This window comes from Holophagaceae bacterium (assembly GCA_016720465.1).
Classification (GTDB): Bacteria; Acidobacteriota; Holophagae; order Holophagales; family Holophagaceae; genus JANXPB01.
This window is the reverse complement of record JADKKO010000004.1, coordinates 1377944-1396864: the sequence shown is the minus strand read 5'-3', so window position 1 is coordinate 1396864 and position 18921 is coordinate 1377944. Positions and strand designations below refer to the sequence as shown.

Genomic DNA, 18921 nt, shown 5'->3' with positions numbered 1-18921 from the left:
CGGAGAGGCTGCGTTGGGGGAGACGGAGGATTGTGCCTTTTGTCACAACTAAAGCTAGAATGGGTCCCACAGCGTTGATGAGGTTGATGCCATGAGCAAGGTTCTTTTCGTGGTGCCGCCTTACACGAGCTGGGGCGTGGATGCCATCGGCACCTGGCCTCCGCTCCAGATCGCCTACCTGGCCGGAGCCGCCGAACGGGCCGGCCACGAGGCGCGGATCTACGATGCCATGAATACCGAAGGGGCCACTTTCGAGACCGTCCGCGCGGAAATCGAACGGTACCTTCCGGACATCGTGGTGGCCTACGACTACCTGCCCGTCACAGGCGCCATCAGCACCGCTGTGGTGCCAGCGGCTCTGAAGTGCCTGGGATCGGCCAAGGCGATCGACCCAACCATCACCACGCTCCTCGGTGGTCCCTTCCCCACATTCAAATACCACGAGCTTCTGAGGGACCCGTCCGGCGCCGTGGACATCGTGCTCCGCGGCGAAGCGGAAGCCACCTTGCCGGAATTGCTGGCGGCGCTGCCAGGAGAGCCGCTCGATGGAGTCCGCGGAATCGCCTTCCTCAGGGACGATGAGGTCATCGCCACCGAGATCCGCCCGCATATCGCCGACCTGGACACGATCAAACCGGCCTGGCACCTGCTTGATTGGCCGGCCTACCGCTACCGGATCGACCCCCCGGGGCGCATGGCCTCCATCCTCACATCCCGGGGCTGCATGATGGGGTGTTCCTTCTGCAGCCACCGGGCTTTTTGGCGGGGCGATTGGCGGGCCCGGACGCCGGAAGATGTCATGGAGGAGGTGCGGCTGCTCGTGGACCGGCACCAGGTCGAATCCATCACCTTGATCGATCCCTACCCCACCCATGACCGCGACCGCTGGGAGCGGCTTCTCGATCTCTTCATCGAGGCGGATCTTGGGGTGCGGCTGCTGATGGAGACCCGCGTCGAGGATATCGTCCGGGACGAAGACATCCTGCCCAAATACCGCAAGGCCGGGGTGGTCCACATGTACCTGGGCGCCGAGGGCAGCACCGACGAGATGCTGGACATGCTCAACAAGGGCACCAACACCAGCCTGAACGCGCGCGCGATCCGCCTGGCCCAGGAGCATGGCATGGTGACCGAAGCCTCGTTCATGATCGGGCATCCATCGGAGACCTGGGAGTCCATCGACAGGACCATCGAAGTGGCGCTCCGCATGAGCCCCGACATCGCGGTGTTCCCGGTGCTCACGCCGATGCCCTTCACCCCCCTTTACGAGGAGATGAAGCACCGGGTGCGCGTCCATGACTATTCGAAGTACAACCTGGCCACGCCCATCATCGAGCCCTACGCCATGACCCTCGAGGAGGTCAGCATCGCCCTCGGGAAGTGCTACATGGATTTCTACTCGAAAAAGATCCCGGAAATCCGGGCCCTCCCCGACGGGTTCAAACGCCGCTACCTCCTCAGCGCCTGCAAGGAGATGATGAGCGCCTACGGCCGCCACTTCAGCCATCTCGGCACCAAGATGCCGACCATGCCTCCCCACCACGGATCGCCGCAAATGCAACCCTGATGGCGCTCACCATGGAGCGCTCCAACCTCCACCGCCAGATGGCGAGCCTCCAGGAACACGACCCACCCGGAATGGCGGCGCGCCAGACTGGACCTCTCTCACGAGGAAACACTTGCGGCAACTTCCGGACAACCAGATCACCCCGGCGGTCTTCCGGCAGCCCAGGGGCTGGTTGTGGAGGGCCATCGGGCGGACGTACCTGCGCTTGTCCGGTTGGCGGATCGAAGGCCGTTTCCCCGCCGACCTCAAGTACGTCGTCATCGTGGCGCCCCATACCTCCAACTGGGATTTCACGTTGGGCGTCGCGGTGGTCTTCGCCGTCGAGCTGCGGGTTTCCTGGCTTGGCAAGCATTCCATCTTCAGGCCCCCGTTCACGAAATTCCTGCGCTGGATGGGCGGCATCCCCGTGGACCGCAGTGCCAGCCATGGGGTGGTTGGAGAATGCGTGAAGGCCTTCGAAACGGCTCCGGCGCTCATGCTCGCCCTGGCGCCGGAGGGCACCCGCAAGGGCGTGAGCCAATGGAAATCCGGCTTCTACCAGATTGCGACCAAAGCCGGCGTGCCGATCCTGCCCGTGGGTTTCGACTTCCGGGAGCATGCGGTCCGGCTGATGCCGTTATTCCATCCGAGCGGGAACCTGGAAGAGGATCTCCCCCGCATCCAGGCCCTGTTCGACGATGTGCACGGCTGCCGGAGGCGCCCCACGGAACCGGCGAAGGACTGATTTCCGCCGGGAGCCAAGGCTCAGGCTTCCATGAACCGCCCGCCTTCGATGGCGTAGAGCCAGGCGCGGACCTCGATGCCCGGATGCAGGCGCGCCAAGGCCTGGCGGTAACCGCCAAGCTGGACCCGGTAGGCTTCCAGCTCAAATTCCCCGAAACCCTCCGCGAGTTTGAAGTCCACCAGATGGATGCGGTCAGGGTCCGCGCGGTCGGGCTCCCAGATCACCAAGTCCGCGAAGCCTGTGCGGCCCGGACCGCGCGCATCCGGCAGCGGAAATTCCGTGCGGCGCGGGAACCGTTCCCAGCCCTGGATCTGGAGCGCCGCTAAAAACCTCCGGACCTGGTCCGCGGCCTGGGGCCAGCGGGCCACCGCCGGATTCGCCCGCAGGTGGGCTTCGGCGGCTTCAGGATCAATCGCATGCCGCACGAGGACGTCGCGCAATAGGCCATGGAGCGCGGTGCCCTGGCGTTTGCGGTCCGATCGCTCCGGGGAATCCCCGGACGGGACCAGAATTCCGGAAATCGATGGAGGCCTGGTATGGCCGGGCGCCTGGCGGGGCGCCCGGGGCTCGGAAGCAGCCGAACCATGCTGCGCGGGAGGCGCATCGAAGCACGGGAGGTCCGGCAGGCGCGCCGCGAATTCGGACGCGATGTGCTGCCAGTTGGATGCCTTCTTTTCCTCTTTGCGCTTCGATGCCGGGGGCGGCGCCTGGAACGCGCCAGCCGCCGGATCCCAGCTCCATTGCTGCAACAGCACCATCCGGTGCCGGGCCCTCGTCAAGGCCACGTACATGAGGTTCAGCCCTTCGCGCCGCACCCGGGCGTCCTCCTCCTGCTTGAGCCGCCGGTAGCCGGAGGCCTGGAGCTTCCCGAGCTTCCAACCGAGCAGGAGGTGCTGCCGGGCACCCCTTCCGACTTCCCCTTTGCGAATCCCCTTCACGGAGTAATTCAGCATCGGCAAGAGCACATCTTCGTATTCGAGGCCCTTGGAGGCATGGACCGTCTGGATGAGCAGGTTCGCGGCGGCGCCCTCCGCGGGGGCGTCACCCCGGGGCCGCGCCCGCAGGCGGTCCAGTTCCGAGAAGGCCGAGGAGACATCCGACGGAAGGGAGGGGAGCAGGCCCAGGAATTGATCCAGATTGCGGCGCGCCCGTTCGGGCTCCAGGCGTCCATGCACTTCCGTCGAAGCGATGGACTCCAGCAAGCCCGTACGCGCCAGGCCTTCGGCAGCCACGCGCTGCGCGGACAATCCCCGCAGACCCTGAAGCCACCGGATGCCATCCATCTGAGGCGGAGACAGGGCCGCCGCGCTGGAATCCCGCAGCCCGCCCCGCAACCGCTCCGCCTGTTCCAGCAGTTCCCGGTCCGTGGCGCCAATCCAAGGACTTCGCAGCACGGCGAAGAGCGGCAGAGGGCGCTCCGGATGCGCGAGGCATTCCAACAGGGCCATCACCAGCCGTACCCCGGGGCTCTCCCAGAATCCGTCGCGGGTCTGCACCAGCGGTTCCACGCCCCGCCGCTGGAGCGCGCGCCGGAGGGCCGGCAGGCCGTTCCGCCCCGGCAGCAGCAGCGCCCTCCTGCGCGGGCCGGCACAGGCCAGTTCCTTCATGCCGAGGCCCTGCCATCCCGTTTCGCCGGCGAGGGCCGCGATCCAGGCCGCCGCGGCGGGGAGATCCGCGGCCTTGGGATGCTCGGAATCCACCCTCGCCAGCGCCACCATCGCCTCGCCGCGCGCGGTTCCGGTGTCGTCCTGCACGCCGTCCGGGTCCGCGGCGCCAGCATCCAGCAGGGGCACGATGTCCTGCGCAAAGGTGTTGGCCACCTTCACCACCGGCGCCGTGGAGCGATGGTTGCGCGGCAGGCGGAAGGCCAGTCCATGGGCCGCAGCCTTGCCGATGCGCTGCTTCAGCAGTTCAGCGACACCGCCGCGAAATCCGTAGATGGCCTGCTTGGGATCGCCCACCACCACGGTGGCCTCTGCGTCCAAGGCGTCCAGGAAGACCTCTTGCACGGGATTGATGTCCTGGAATTCATCCACCAGCAGGAGCCTGGGATGGCGTCCGGGCGGAACCGCCCGCAGATGCGCGTGGGCCCGGCGGACCAGATCCCCGTAGCTCAACCATCGCCGGTCCTCCTTCAGGGCGAGGAAGCGGCGGAACACCTGCTCCAGCAGGAGGCTCAGCCAATGTTCGAGCAGATCCGGCAACGCTCCGCCCAAGGGGGCCATCGCCTCCAGGAATTCCTCCGACAGGTACTGGGCTGGAAATTCGCCATCATCCTTCGGAAAACTTGCTGCCAGCGACTCTGCGAATCGCAGCCATCCAAGCCGCGGTGCATCCGCCGGCGGAGCCGGGGCCATTTTTTTCAATCCATGCCTGATGAAATTCCCGTGGGGCTGCCCTTTTTTGGTGACCTTCGCGGCCCTGATCGGGGTTTCGCCGAAGGGACGGTAGGCCTCCACCCATTCGCCAGCCGCCGCCCAGAAAGCGTCCGCGGTCTCCCCGGTGTCCGTGTCCTCGCGCCAAGTCCCGAGGGCATCCGTATGGGCGTCGAAGGCTTCGCTGATGCGCTGCCAGCGGGGCTCGCCGGCCTCCTCGCCCTCCAGCCATCCCAGGAGCTTCCGCGCGGCCCCGTGGTCTCGATGGGAGACGGGAAGCTCCAGAACTTCGCGCCCGGCGCGCCGGAGCAGCGCCACCATCCGGGGATCATCAGCCGTAAGGAGGTCCGCACCGGCCTGGCCGGCGCGGCGCAGGATGTCCAGGGCCACGCCATGGACCGTGGAGACTTCCAGGCTTTCGGCCTCGCGCCGCGTGCGGATCCAGTGGGCGCGGGCTTTCTCAGGAGTTGAAGCCCAGTCCGGCCACCGGCCTTCGGTGGACCACTGGCGCGCGGCCAGCGCGATTTCTCCGGGCGCAAGCGCAGCCGCCATCACCGCGTCCCACGCCTCCCAGCCTGTGCGAAGGCCTGCCAGGGCTTCATTCCAGCGGTCCCAGTCCCACTGCGCAAGCTTATCGAGGGGTCCCAGGATGCGCGCCTTCAGATCCGCGGCGGACTCCCGGCCGAAGGTGGTGGCCATGACCTCGAAGGCCCGGGCGCCATCGCGGCCGAGGAAACCCAGCACCAGTGCCACAAGGGTGAAGGTCTTGCCGCTGCCGGCGCCGGCCGAGATCGCCAGGGACCGGCCCGGCAGTCCTGCGGCCAAGGCCGGATCCGCGAGGTTCAGCGCTGGCAGCCGGCTCATGCTTCCGCCCCGCTGGCCGCCGGGATCGCGCCCGCTTCGGCGGTTTCAGCCATGTCGCCGGCTTCCGCGTCTTCCACATCCACGGGCCGGCCGCACAAAGCCGAGAGCGCGCACGTGCCGCAATGGTTTCCGGCGACCGCTGGAAAATCTCCGGCCCTGGCCCGCTCCACCAGCAGCTTCACATGCGCTTTCAAGGCGCTGCGGCGTTCTTCATCGCTTGCAGCGAACATCGCCGGAAGGACGGATCCACTCTCTTTCAGGGGCCACAACAGGGCGGTCGCCGGCATTCCAAAGGAGCGCTCCACCAGCCATTGGTAGAGGGGCAGCTGCAGGTGCGGGCCCAGCAGGCCGCCGTCTTTTTGGTACTCCGCGAGATGCGCGCGGCTGCTGGTCTTGTAGTCCACCACCCGCAGGAAACAAGGGCGCCCATCCGCGCCCTGCGCCCAGCGTTCCAGCCGATCCACCTGGCCGCGGATCCAGAGCGGCCCATCGAGCCCCAGCTCCGGTCCCACGTCCTGGGCGGCGATCTCCAATTCCAACCCCAGGAGGGAGCGCTTCCAACCGTCCTCGCCGTCCTCCAGCCCCAGGCATTCGCATTCCGCCTTGGTCGGACCCTCCTGGGCAAGGTCCCATGCCAGACCTTCCGCAAGGCCTGGGATCAACGCTTCCATCGCAAGTTTGAGCCGCTCGCGGTCCCGAGGAGATGGCGGCTCGCGCAGGGCCGAGAGGATGGCCTCCGAGTCCCCTTCCCACCGGTTCTGGAGCAGGGATTCCAGGGTCCAGGCATCCTTCCGCAGCAGGGCGTGCCGCGCCTGGAAGGCCTCGGGCCAGTGGGCCGCGTCCTCCAATCCCTCCAGCATCCGCTGCATGAGCGCGTGGGCCACGGTGCCCACGTCCAGCGCGGTCCGCTTCCCGGGCCTCCAGCTCGATAGCCCCAGGCCCCGTTCCGCCAACACGCGGAATGGGCAGCGCGCCAGCGATTCCAGCCGCGTGGGCGAGAGGGGCCGGTCTTCGCTCCCACCCTCCATCCACCAGCCCGGAGTCCAATCGGCCTCCGGGGCGTGGACATGCAGCGCCGGGAAGGCTCCCGGATCCTGGACGCATAGGTTTGACTGCCGCTCCGACGCCAGCCCGTCCAAAGCGCCAGCCCCGCTGTCCCAGCGATGGCGGAGCCCCGTAAAAGAACGCGACGGATCCAAGCGCCATTCCCCGGCGCCTTCGAGGGCTTTCCAGAAAATCCCCTGGGACCGTCCCTGCCCTTCTGCATCGGTGGCGGAACTCAAGGCCACCAGGCGCTCCCGGGTGAGCGCGAGGGCCGTGTTGAACGCGAACGCATCGCGGTGGAAGGACCGTGGCAGGCGCTCATCCATTTCGGCTCTGGGTAGCCAGAATGCCTGGAGCGCCGGAGGAAAACCGCCGTGTTGAGGGGCCGCCCGCAGCGCGGTGTTGATGGCCGCGCGGCGGTCCCAATCCAGGTCCGCGGGCGGATGCATCTGAGCGGGCCAGGACCCTTCCCCGAGGTCCAGCAGCAGGGTGGCCTGGGCCCCCTGCCAGCCCTTAAGCAAGGCGGAGGGTGAAATCAAAGGGATGCCCCCATCACTGCCGCGTTGCGGGGCCTCGGTGCCCACCTCCAGGAAGGCCCGCAGCGCATCGAGCATGTCCGCCAGCGTCCAGGGTCCACGCTCCTGGCCCCAGGCTTCCTTCAGCAATCCGATGATGCCGTAGAAATCATCCCCGCTGCGCACCAGGCCCAAGCCCAGGCCTTGGCGCTGAAGGATCTCGGCCCAAGCCCCGGGGGCCTCCCGGCGGGTGCGCAGGGACAGGATCCGGCCCCAAGGCTCCGCGATGCCGGCGTGGGCCGGAACCGTCCTGATCGCTGCGGCGCCGGTCTGGTCCAACGCCATCAGGCCCTCCGCCAGATCCCGCCAAGTGCCGCTCTCCGCAGCCAGGAGGCCTTCGGCCATGGACTGGGGATCCTCGGCCAGCAGGCCTTCGAACAAGCCAAGCAAGGATGTCCAGGGACCCACGCGATCCAGGCTGCGGCCGGGAACCGAAGCCAGGCCCAACCCTTCGGCTTGCAGCAGGCCGTGGAGGAAATCGCCGATGGATTCGGGATCCGGATGGATGAGCGTGATCCGATGCGGTTCGATTCCCGCTTCGACCCAGGCCGCGGCCTGTTCCACCGCGGCGCGCAGCACTGCAAAGGGCGTGGGCAGCAGGCCGCGCTGGCAATACCGCCCTGCCTCCTCATCGAGCTTCAGCGGTCCTTCGAACAGCCCATCCAGCGCGGATCCCCAGGGATTCTCGGCCCAACCGACCGGCGTTTCAATTTCAAAATGCTCCAGGTCCGATGCGGCGGTTTCGAGATTGGGCAGCAATTGATCCACGAGATGCGGAGCCCTGCGGTCGAAGAGCCCCCTGGCGCCGCTGCCCCGCTCCGTGGCCAGCTGGAACCGCACGGTGCCGGCCCCGGGCATCGCCATGAGCGCACGCAACCGCGGCGGCGCCAGGTCGTCGAGCCGCGCCAGCAGCGGGCCATCCTCCACCGCGCGTTCCACCCAAAAGCCCCGGCCGCCGCCCTGTTGCCGTTCCGCGGCTTCCCACAGGGCGCGATAAGGCTCCAGAAATCCAGCCGCATCCACGGCCTCCAGGTAGGCGTCGACATGCTCCAGCAGGGAAACCAGGCTGTGCGCATCCGAGGCGGAACCCAACCGCAGCCCCTGCCCCGCGAGCTGGCGGACCTGGCCAGGCAGCAGTCCCTGGCGCAGCAGCTCCTGGCAAGCTTTGGAGCGGTCCAGGACCGCCTCCCGCGGCAGCCTGGCCCGCCGCTGGGCCATCGCCAGCTGCCGTTCCACGCGCAAGTGGAGCAGCACCGCCAGCGCCCCCGGAATGGGTTCCCGCGGATCATCCAGCAGCACGCCTTCGAAGGGAGAAAAAGCCATGGAGTCAGTGTCTATGAAATTCTGGGGTTTGTATTTTCAGGATCACCTAGAAATAACTTCGATTCCTTTTTCCAGCACTTCGTCGCGGCCCTCGGCAAGCCCAGCTTGCGTAGGCTTCACAGGCACTGTTGGCAGAATGCCGATGCCGTGATGCCGGCTCCCGTCATGCTTCAGCACTTTCATGCCGGTCCAGGCGATCGCGTATCCACCGGGCAGTTTGATGAGATTCACGTTTCCATTGGTCCCGGCTGTGGGCTCGCCGACAATTTCCGCTAGCTTGTAGGCCTCCACGATGCCCATGCAGCTTTCTGCATAACTGATGGCTTCGCCACCAGTGAGGAAGACCACCCTGCCCCTGATGCGCGGTGTCTTGGGTTTGAGGTTCCAGTTGGATTTCCTCCATTCCCACCCCTTGCCATCCGGTTGCGTCACCAATGGGATGTTCCAGCCAGCGCTCTTCAGTGGCTTGTCTGAAAGGTGCTGCAGGAAGACAGGCCCCATCTTCGGATATCCACGCAAGTCGAAGATGACACCCCTGGCTTCAGCGAGCTTCGGCAAAGCCTCCTCGAAATCCTTGTCGGAAGCACGGTTCAGATCGAAATAAAAAATGCCCGGCCGGATCTCGGCCAAATTGTCCGGCACCCGGCCCTTGGGCAGCGCCCACGGATTCGTATCGCGAACAAGAATCGCCTCGCCGCGCGATCCCGTGGTGGTCAGGTAACCCACTTTGACTTTGGAACCGTTGTTCCCGGCGAGTAATTCCCGGGCCAGTCGCGTGTTCATCCAGCCCTCAGTGGGGGCTGAGATCTCGGCAGCCAGGCGCGCCATCCGCTTTTCAGCAAGCTCGTCGTCAATAGAGAAGATCCGGCTCCCTAGTGGAATGGCCTTCGCGCTGTCTCCCGCGAATTGAACCAGTGGCAACCCCTCCACCAATCCCAAGCTAAGGGAGGGGATCGCTTCAGAATCCCTCGCTTGCGAGGACACTCTCACATGTCCATCCTTCAACGTGGCCGTGAAAGAACGCAAGGTGTGCAAAAAGGCTTCCGAACCCGTATCCAGAGCAGCCGCCTGCAACGTTTTATCGAGCTGATCGTTCCAATCAACCTTCACCACGTCGAAGTAGGGGAAGAAGTGCTGAAATATGCCCCATGCCAAGGCCACGTCCCCCAACCGCGTGGCGCGGTCGTCTCCGCTGCCAGAACTCCCGGCGGTAGGTTCCGGCATTGGGGTCCCTTTCGTTTCATTGGGTCCACCCACGGTTTTGGGCAATGTCAACTTATTGGCGTTCGCGAAACAGACCGATGGGAGCGCCATCTTCAAACCATCCGCCAAGTCCAGGGACGCGATGGGAAGGGGATCCATCCAGCCTTTCTCAAGGCGTTCGGAGATGGGAATGAATTCCCGTTTGCTCTTGTAGGCAGAGTTGGATTGATTCTGGCCAAAGCCAATGTGGTACCACCGCACCAGGAACGCCGCGGATTGGGGTTGGATGGGGGATTGTGGCTTCTGATCCGCGGCAAGAAACTGCGCGCCTGGAGCGTAGGGAGCGAAAAATGTCTGTAGGCGACCGGCCAGATCTGAGGTTGAGGTTGCTCCCTCCGTGGCATGCACGCCCGCAGCCGCCAACTGGTTCCAGTCCGCCTTGGCCACCTGGTCGCTCGGATGGAAGAAGCGGACGTAGTTCATAGCCTTGGTGAAAGCGGCGAGGTTCTGGAGTCCGCGAGGTGTCAGCGCCTTGGGTCCTTCCACTTGCATGGTGGGGGTGTCGCCAAGAATTTCCATAGAGAAAGGCGCGATCCAGAGCTTTCCGTTTTCGGACGGCAGCATGACCCCGAGAGCGAGGTGTTCCGCATCCTTAGCCACATCCCCGACAATCTCCACCGGCGACCATTTCGCCGAGGAGACAGGCCGGTCACCCATGTTGTCGAAAAAGCCCGTCTTCTGATTTGGACAATCCACACGCAACCAGGCCTGTCCTTGCGCCCTTGGATCATTCTTCGTGTCCACGCGCAGCTGCCCCTTCAGGCGGATCCTCTTGCCCCGGTAAGGCGTCGCATCGAGCATCTGCATCATGTTCCCGAAACTTCCACTGCCGCTGTCGCGGAAAAGGACGGCGCAGCGCTTTCCGGGAAGCGCCGAATCCTCTGCAAGTTCGCTTCGGAAGCCAGCATCCATTGAGGTTTTCGGGCACAACCAGCCCTTGGGGGTTTGGCCAAGGTTGCCCTCTTCAAATCTCCCATTCTGAATCACCGTCGGATACGGATTTGGAGCGGGAGTCTGTGCGGCTAGCGGCAGAACGCTGGCAAGGCTTATAGCGCGGATGATTAGATGCATTCAATCTCCTGGAAAGGCCCCAGAACCCTGGGGACCTTGGCAGCCAGTAGTGCGCGGAAGGAAAGCAAGGTTCGTTACGCCTTCTTCAGCCGCAGCGCGTTGAGCACGACCGTGAAGGAACTGAGACCCATGGCGGCGCCCGCGAGCATGGGTCCACCGAAGCGTTCCAGCTGGCCGAAGGCGGCGAGGGGCACCAGCAGCAGGTTGTAGCCGAAAGCCCAGCCCAGGTTCTGGCGGATGATGACTTGAGTTTTCCGGGCCAGGCGCCGCGCGCTGAGCAGGGGTTCCAGGCCCTCCCGCAGCAGGTTCAGGGGCGCCGCGCCCTGAGCCGCTTCGAGCCCCGGCAGGCTGAGGCCCGCATCGGCCTGGGCCAGGGCGGGGGCATCGTTCACGCCGTCCCCGACGAAGGCCACGACGCGGCCTTGCTGCTGCAATTCGGCGATGCGGGATTGTTTGAGGCCCGGCGTGCATCCGCCGAGCGACTCGGGGATGCCCAGTTCCCTCGCCAGTTTCAGCACTGGTTCGGGACGGTCGCCACTGAAGAGATGAAGGCGCAAGCCATCGGCCTGCAGCGCCTGCACGGTCGCCAGAGCATCTGTCCGCACGGCGTCGGCGAGGATGAGCAGGCCCAACAATCTGGTGTCGGCCGCGAGCCCCACCGCCGTCGCATCGGACTGCACTTCCGGAAAATCGATGCCGATGAACGCGGCGTTGCCAAGCCTGAAGGAGCGGCCTTCGATGAGGCCCGATACGCCTCCGCCCGGATGGGCGCGGAAATCCGCGACCGTCGGCAGAACCAGGCCTTTCGCTGCGTCCCGGATGCCCTTGGCCAGGGGATGTTCGGAATCCCGCTCCAGGGCTGCCGCCAGGCGCAGCAGATCGCTTCCATCCTCGGAAAGAAGGCGCGTCTCCCGCAGCAGGGGCTTGCCGAGGGTGAGCGTGCCGGTCTTGTCGAAGGCGAGGTCAGTGATGGAACCCAACCGTTCGAAGGCCGCCGCATCGCGCACCAGCAGGCCGTTCCGGGCCGCCGTGCCCAGGGCCGTGGTCAACGCCACGGGCGTGGCAAGTCCCAGCGCGCAAGGACAGGCGATGACCAGCACCGTCACCGCGGGCCGCCAGGCCACGGAGATGTCGCCTGTGTGCAGCCACCATGCGGCGAACGTGAGCGCCGCCAGCACCAGGATCACGGGCACGAAGACTGCGCTGATGCGGTCGGCGAGCGCCTGGACCGTCGCCTTCGACGCCCGTGCTTCGCCCACCTGCCGGGCGAGTTTCGCAAGCCAGGTATCCCGGCCCGCGGCCCGGACTTCGATGTCCAGGCTGCCCCCATGCACCAAGGCGCCTGCGATGACCGCATCGCCCGCCTGCCTGGGCACCGGCAGCGGCTCGCCCGTGAGCAAGGCTTCTTCCACGTCCGCCGCGCCGTCCAGCACCAGGCCATCCACGGGGATGGCGGAGCCGGGCCGGACCCGGACACGGTCGCCGGACTTCAGCATTGAAACCGGAATTTCTTCTTCATGGCCATCACCATCCAGTCTCAGGGCCATCGAAGGCGCGAGCTCCAACAGCGACGTCAGGCTGTCCCCGGTGTGCACCTTGGCGCGGGCCTCCAGGTACTTGCCGAGCAGCAAAAAAGCCACCAGGGCACCGGCGGTTTCAAAGGTGAGGTGATGCTCCCCGCGTAGGCCCTCCACCAGCCCGAAGCCCCAGGAAACGCCCGCGCCCAGGGCCACCAGCGTATCCATGGTGGTCTCGCCATGGAGCAGCTGGAGCGCGGCCCTTTTGAAAAAGCCGCCGCCCGCCGCGAAGACCACGACCGCGCTGAGCAGCGCCTGGAGCCGCCAGTCCAGATGGAGCGTCAGCCCGGGCGCCATGGAAACAAAAAGCGGCAGCGTGAAGGCCCAGGCCAGGAGGGTCCGCATCAGGGCCTCGCGCAGCTCCCGGTTTTTTTCGTCGCCGGCCGGATCCACCACCAACGCGTAGCCCCGCTCCGCCAGGGCCTGCGCGAGTCTTTCGGGTGGAACGCCCTCGCTTGCGACCAGGGCTTCCTCGCTGGCCAGGTTCACCGTGGCGCTGGACACGCCGGGCACCGCCTGCAGCGCCTTCTCCACGCGCCGCACGCAGGAGGCGCAGGTCATGCCTTCAATTCGAAAGGTGCGTGTGTCCATCCGGCCCTCATCGGTACTTGAGCAGTTCCATCAATTCATCCACCATGCGCGCTTCGTCCCCCCGCGCCGCGGCGGTCACCACATGTTCAGCCAGGTGGCTTCGCAGCACGAGATCCCCCACGCGGCCCAGGGCGCCCTCCACGGCCTTGATCTGTTTGAGGACATCCACGCAGTAGGCGCCATCTTCTTCCAGCATCCGGAGGATCCCTTCCACGTGGCCGCGGATGGATTGCAGGCGCCGCTTGGCGTCCGCCCGCACGGCCAGGTCGAGCTTCAAGCCGTGATGCGCGTGGCCTTTCACGGCCGTCACGAGCGCACCGAAGCCTTGTAGCCCTCTTCCTCCACGGCCTTCACCAGGGCCGAGGGATCCGCCGAACCCTCGACCATGGCGTTCCCCGATTGCAGGCTCACGTCGAGCACTTTCTCGACCCCCGGGACGCCCTGGAGCGCGTCCCTGACCGCGCTGACGCAGTGGCCGCAAGTCATGCCCTTGATTTCGATGGTGATCATGGCCGTCTCCGTTATCCCTCCCCACCTGGGGTGGGTAATAGTATGATCATTGCCGTGGCCGCAGTCAATATCTCCGAGCTCGGCCATGCCCGCCGGCGGCCCCTGTCATCATGGATCCATGGCCTTGGCGGAACGGTGGGACATCCTGGTGGTGGGAAGCGGAATCGCCGGACTCGCCACGGCCTTCCATCTCGCCAGGAGCCGTGCCCCACGCGCCCAGCGCATTCTGCTGGTGGATCGCGAACTGCTGCCGGGCTTCTATGCCTCGGGGCACAACGCGGGCATCGCGCGCCAATTGACAGGACGGCGGGAACACACGCGGCTGGCAGTGGAGGGCAGGAACCGCCTGGCGGAAGCCGGCCTGTTGACCACCACCGGAGGCCTGCTCCTGGCGGCCGAGGTTTCGGCCTTGGACGCCATCGAAGCGGAGGCCAGGGACGTGGGCATCGACAGTGAACGCCACGCTGGAGCGGGCCTTGAAGGCTGCCGTGCGGCCGCCCATCTCTCGGTCCCCTCCGATGGGGCCATCGATGTGCACGGCCTGCTGGGTCTCTGCGCCGGGGGCGCCCGGGAGGCCGGTGTGGAATTGCGGTACGGCTGCGAAGTCCACGGCATCGAAAAGGCAGACACGGGATTCCGGGTGGAAACCTCCGAAGGCCCCATCCAGACCGACACGATCATCAACGCAGCCGGGGCCTGGGCGGGCGGACTGGGACGCAGGGCGGGCGGGCTCGCGATCCCCTTCCGTCCCTTAAGACGCCACCTGGCCTGGAGCGACCAGCCCCATGATTCGAGCCGGCCCTACGCCTGGTGGGTGGACCGCCCGCTGTATCTGAAAGCCGAAAGCGGCGGTCTGCTCATGTGTCCCTGCGACGAGGACGAGGTGTCCTTGCCCCCCAGGGGCCAACAGCCCGATGCCGATCCGAAAGCCTTCGAGCGACTCGCGGATTCCATGCACGAGCTGGCGCCGGGCCTCACGGATCATGGCATCACCCGCGCCTGGAGCGGCCTCCGCACCTTCGCGCCGGACCGGCGCTTCGTTCTAGGCTGGGATCCCATCAATCCGAATTTGTTCTGGGTCGCCGGCCTGGGAGGCCACGGCATGACCACGGGCCTCGCGGTGGGAAGGCTCGCCGCAGAGCTGTACCTGCAGCGCGACGAACATGAACTGTCACCCATGCGGCTGATGAATTGACCGGATGGTCGGCGGGCACAGCTCCCGCTAGCCAGGTTTTTCAACCCTCACCACCACCCCGTTCAGCGCGGCATTTCCGGATACCACATCCATCGCCTGGTCGTCCGTGAGGTCGTTCGCGCTGACCCCGGCGTGCCGCGCAGCGATCTCCATGCGGATCCCCTCGCGATGGTGGCCCCAACCGTGGGGGATGCTCACCACGCCCCGCATGATGTCTTGCGATGGCTGCGCCTCGATGAGAACCTCGCCGGTCCGCGAGGCCACTCGGGCGTTTTCCCCCGGTTGGAGGCCGAACCGCGCCAGGTCATCGGGATGCGCCAGCATCGCGGAGCGATCCCGGCCCCGCACCAGCCGGTCGGAATTGTGCATCCATGAATTGTTGCTGCGGACATGGCGCCGGCCGATCAACACGATCTGGTCCGGCGGCGCTTCGGCGAGGAGCACGGCCTTGGATCGGCTCAGGGCCTCCATCAGTTCCCGAGGCGCGCAATGGATGGCTTGGCCTTCGGTCATCAGGCGCTCAGGGAAACTCGGTGCGAGCGGGCCCAGGTCGATGCCATGCGGATTGTCCTCCAGTTTTTTCAGCGAGAGCTTGTGCGGGCTCGCGTTCCCGCAAGGCCCGGTTTGCAGGCCGAAATCGAGCAGGTCGCGGGGCGCGAGCATGGGCCTGGGATCCTGTCCAAGTTCCAGTGCAAGGGCATTGCCAAGCCTTTCCAGGATTTCCCAATCGTGCAGCGAACCTTCTGGTTTTGGCAGCGCCGGGGAATTGTAGCGGGCGACGTTCCGCACCGCGAGCAGGTTGAAAATCAAATCATAGTGATCATGTTCCAGGGCCGAGGTCGAAGGCAGGATGACATCGGCGAAGCGCGTGGTCTCATTGATGTACATGTCCAGCGACACCATGAAATCGAGCCCGTTCAAAGCAAGTTCGAGCTGCGGTCCGTTGGGCGTGGAAAGCACGGGATTGCCGGCGATGGTGATGAACGCCTTCACCTGCCCGGCCCCCGGAGTGAGCATTTCCTCGGCCATGGCCGAGGCGGGCAGCTCCCCGTTCACCTCAGGCAGCCGCCGCACGCGGCTTACCCATCGGCCGTGGCTGCCGGGCCTGGTTCCTGCAAGCACATCCACCGCCGGCGTGGTGACCAAGGACCCGCCGACGCGGTCGAGGTTTCCCGTGACGATATTGAGCAACTGGATGGCCCATTGACACAATGTGCCGTGCTGTTGGGCGGAAACGCCCAGCCGGCCGTAGCACGCGGCGCGAGGCGCTGCCGCGAACTCGCGCGCCATGCGGCGGATGGCATCGGCTCCGATGCCGGTCGCGCGCGCAGCAGTTTCGGGGGTGAACTCCTTGATAGCGCCGCGCACTAGGTCGAGATCCTCGAGCATCGGAGACAAGCGGCCGGGCCGGGCCAGATCCTCTTCGAATATCGTATGGAGCAAGGCGAACAAGAAGGCCGCATCGCTGCCGGGCCGGATGAAGTGATGCTCGTCGGCCACGAGGGCTGTCTCGGTGCGACGCGGGTCGATCACGACGAGTTTGCCGCCGCGCTGTTGGACTGCTTTCAGCCGGTTTGCCACATCCGGCACGGTCATCATGCTGCCGTTGGAAGCCATGGGGTTGGCGCCGAGCATGAGCATGTGGCCGGTATGGTCGATGTCCGGAACCGGCACCAGGAGCTGGTGGCCGTACATCCAGAAGCACACCAGTTGATGCGGAAGCTGATCCGTGGATGTGGCGGAAAACCGGTTCCTGGTTTTCAGGGACCCGAGGAAATGACTGGCATGGGTCATCAACCCGTAGTTGTGCACGCTGGGATTGCCCTGGTAACTGGCAATGGCATCGGGACCGTGGAGGCGGTGGATCTCCGCGATGCGGGTGGAAACGAGCTTGATGGCTTGGTCCCAGCCGATGCCGATCCATTCGCTTTGGGCACCCTTGCCGATCCGCTTGACCGGACCGCGCAGGCGATCCGGGTCATTTTGGATATCCATGAGCGCGACGGCCTTGGGGCAGATGTGGCCTCGGCTGAATGGGTCCGCCCGGTCCCCCTTGATGCTCACGACCTTGTCTCCATCCAGAGCGATCTCCAGGCCGCAGATGGCTTCGCAGAGATTGCAGGCGCGGTAGTGGGTGTCTAGGTCGGTCAATCGGCTCTCCAGGAAAGGGCATTGCATCGTTTCGCCCCGCCCCATTCTGACCGGACCGGTGGCCTCTTGAATGCAGCCTCTGCATGGTTCCGCAGGGCGGAATTTCCGCTGGTCCGCATCCGGCGGCCCCCCCGCGGGCATCGCAGCCTAGAATGGGCCATGGACCCCTCCCGCTCCGCCTCCACCTTGGGCGACCTGGATCTGCACCTGCTGGGCGAGGGGCGGCACCTGTGGGCTTACCGGAAATTGGGAGCCCATCCCAAGGCCGCCGATGGGTCCGAGGGCGTCAGCTTCACGGTCTGGGCGCCCAATGCGCGGTCCGTGAGCGTCGTGGGGGATTTCAACGGGTGGGATGGCCGACGTCATCCGCTGGCTTCCGTAGGAGCCAACGGGTTCTGGGAGACCTTCGTGCCGGGCCTAGCTCCTGGCGCGCTCTACAAGTTCGAACTGCATGGCCCGGACGGAACCCTGCAACCCCTCAAGGCCGATCCCTTCGCCTTCCGCTGCGAGCGCGCCCCGGGAACGGCCTCCATCGTCCATGGCCTTCCCCCTTACGGTTGGGGGGACAGCGCGTGGATGGAGCAGCGCCGGCAGCGGAAGTCCCATGCGGCGCCCATGAGCATCTACGAACTGCATCTGGGATCCTGGCGCCGGCGGCCCGATGGTGCCTTCATGAACTACCGCGAGATCGCCGCGGACCTGGCGCCCTACGCGGGCTGGCTGGGGTTCACCCACGTGCAATTGCTGCCGGTGATGGAGCACCCCTACGATCCCTCCTGGGGCTACCAGCCGCTCGGCATGTTCGCGCCCACCAGCCGCTTCGGCGGGCCCGAGGACTTCAAGGCCTTCGTGGACATCCTGCACCAGGCAGGCATCGGCGTCATCCTGGACTGGGTGCCCGCCCACTTCCCCGAGGACGCCCACGGCCTGGTCCGGTTCGACGGCACCCATCTGTATGAGCACGCGGATCCGCGCCAGGGACGCCACGCGGACTGGGGCACGCTGATCTACAACTACGGAAGGATCGAGGTCCAGAACTACCTCATCTCGAACGCCCTCTTCTGGCTCGACCAATACCACGCGGACGGCCTGAGAGTGGATGCGGTGGCCTCCATGCTCTACCTGGACTACAGCCGCGAGGCCGGGCAGTGGATCCCCAACCGGGAAGGAGGCAGGGAAAATCTCGAAGCCGTGGCCTTCCTGCGCCGTCTGAACGAGGTGGTCTACGCCCAATTTCCGGACACCTTCACGGTGGCCGAGGAATCCACCGCCTGGCCCGGCGTCTCGCGTCCCACCGACCAGGGCGGCCTGGGCTTCGGATTCAAGTGGGACATGGGCTGGATGCACGACACACTGCGCTACCTGGGCCACGGCATGATGGCGCGGCCCCACCACCACGACGAGATCACGTTCTCCATGCTCTACCACGATGCGGAGAACTATGTGCTGCCACTCTCCCACGATGAGGTGGTCCACGAAAAGCGGAGCATCTTCGGACGCATGCCGGGCGAACCCTGGGAACGGATGGCGAACCTGCGCCTGCTCTATGCCTGGCTCTTCGCCCACGGCGGCAAGAAGCTGCTCTTCATGGGCGGCGAATTCGCGCAAGGGCGGGAATGGAACCACGACACGGCCCTGGACTGGGAACTGCTCGATGAGCCCGCGCACAAGGGCATCCATGACCTGTTGCGCGACCTCAACGGGATCTACCGCCGCGATCCGGCCCTGCACGAGGGGGATTGCGAGCCCGGCGGCTTCTCCTGGATCGATTGCCGGGACCGGTTCAACAGCGTGCTGACGCTCTTGCGCAGGGCCTCCGATCCGGGAAATTTCGTGGCCGTCGCCTTCAACTTCACGGCCCGCCCCCGGAACGGCTACCGCGTCGGCGTGCCGGCGCCAGGCGTCTACGCCGAGCTGCTGAACACGGATTCCGCCCACTACGGCGGCCGGAACCTCGGCAACACCGGTCTCGTGGAAACCGAACCCATCCCCGCCCACGGTTTCCCGCAGTCCCTGAACCTTACCCTGCCGCCCCTGGCGGCCATCTTCCTGAAACCCGGACCACCTCCGCTTCCGCGCCTTTCTTAGGAC

The 18921-nt window shown here is 65.9% G+C and carries 11 protein-coding genes; 4 read left to right on the top strand and 7 right to left on the bottom strand.

Features of this window, described 5'->3' with window-relative positions; all coding sequences use genetic code 11:
- The first annotated feature begins 91 nt into the window (after positions 1-91).
- Both IPQ13_13450 and IPQ13_13445 read left to right on the top strand, forming a co-directional pair.
- The gene (locus tag IPQ13_13450) at positions 92-1567 is read left to right on the top strand and encodes a radical SAM protein (protein ID MBL0211896.1); all 1476 of its coding nucleotides are present in this window, start codon (positions 92-94) and stop codon (positions 1565-1567) included.
- 112 nt (positions 1568-1679) lie between these two features.
- A complete protein-coding gene (locus IPQ13_13445; protein ID MBL0211895.1) occupies positions 1680-2291 on the top strand; it encodes a lysophospholipid acyltransferase family protein in 612 nt (203 codons plus the stop codon).
- 20 nt (positions 2292-2311) lie between these two features.
- Here IPQ13_13445 and IPQ13_13440 read toward each other — a convergent pair whose 3' ends face one another.
- The 6 genes from IPQ13_13440 to IPQ13_13415 all read right to left on the bottom strand — a co-directional run bounded on the left by IPQ13_13440 (position 2312) and on the right by IPQ13_13415 (position 13484).
- Positions 2312-5530 (bottom strand): UvrD-helicase domain-containing protein, encoded by a 3219-nt coding sequence (locus tag IPQ13_13440; GenBank protein MBL0211894.1) that lies wholly within the window; start codon positions 5528-5530, stop codon positions 2312-2314.
- Positions 5527-8472, bottom strand: a complete 2946-nt coding sequence (locus tag IPQ13_13435) for a PD-(D/E)XK nuclease family protein (GenBank protein MBL0211893.1) — start codon at positions 8470-8472, stop codon at positions 5527-5529. Before IPQ13_13435 ends, IPQ13_13440 begins: the two co-directional genes overlap by 4 nt.
- A gap of 42 nt (positions 8473-8514) precedes the next feature.
- Positions 8515-10806: a hypothetical protein gene (locus tag IPQ13_13430; protein MBL0211892.1), complete on the bottom strand. Its 2292-nt coding sequence runs from the start codon at positions 10804-10806 to the stop codon at positions 8515-8517.
- 74 nt (positions 10807-10880) lie between these two features.
- Positions 10881-12974: a cadmium-translocating P-type ATPase gene (gene cadA, locus IPQ13_13425; protein ID MBL0211891.1), complete on the bottom strand. Its 2094-nt coding sequence runs from the start codon at positions 12972-12974 to the stop codon at positions 10881-10883.
- A 7-nt stretch (positions 12975-12981) separates the two neighbouring features.
- Positions 12982-13275 carry a metal-sensitive transcriptional regulator gene (locus IPQ13_13420; protein MBL0211890.1) on the bottom strand — a complete coding sequence of 98 codons (294 nt, stop codon included), beginning with the start codon at positions 13273-13275 and terminating at the stop codon, positions 12982-12984.
- A gap of 5 nt (positions 13276-13280) precedes the next feature.
- Entirely contained in the window at positions 13281-13484 is a 204-nt protein-coding gene (locus IPQ13_13415) for a cation transporter (GenBank protein ID MBL0211889.1), read from the bottom strand.
- Positions 13485-13602: 118 nt separating this feature from the next.
- On the opposite strand from IPQ13_13415, the gene IPQ13_13410 reads away from it, so the two are divergent.
- Positions 13603-14679, top strand: a complete 1077-nt coding sequence (locus tag IPQ13_13410; protein ID MBL0211888.1) for an FAD-binding oxidoreductase — start codon at positions 13603-13605, stop codon at positions 14677-14679.
- Positions 14680-14706: 27 nt separating this feature from the next.
- Here IPQ13_13410 and IPQ13_13405 read toward each other — a convergent pair whose 3' ends face one another.
- Positions 14707-16857: a molybdopterin-dependent oxidoreductase gene (locus tag IPQ13_13405; GenBank protein ID MBL0211887.1), complete on the bottom strand. Its 2151-nt coding sequence runs from the start codon at positions 16855-16857 to the stop codon at positions 14707-14709.
- A 132-nt stretch (positions 16858-16989) separates the two neighbouring features.
- On the opposite strand from IPQ13_13405, the gene glgB reads away from it, so the two are divergent.
- Positions 16990-18918 (top strand): 1,4-alpha-glucan branching protein GlgB, encoded by a 1929-nt coding sequence (gene glgB, locus IPQ13_13400; protein ID MBL0211886.1) that lies wholly within the window; start codon positions 16990-16992, stop codon positions 18916-18918.
- The last annotated feature ends 3 nt before the right edge of the window (positions 18919-18921 follow it).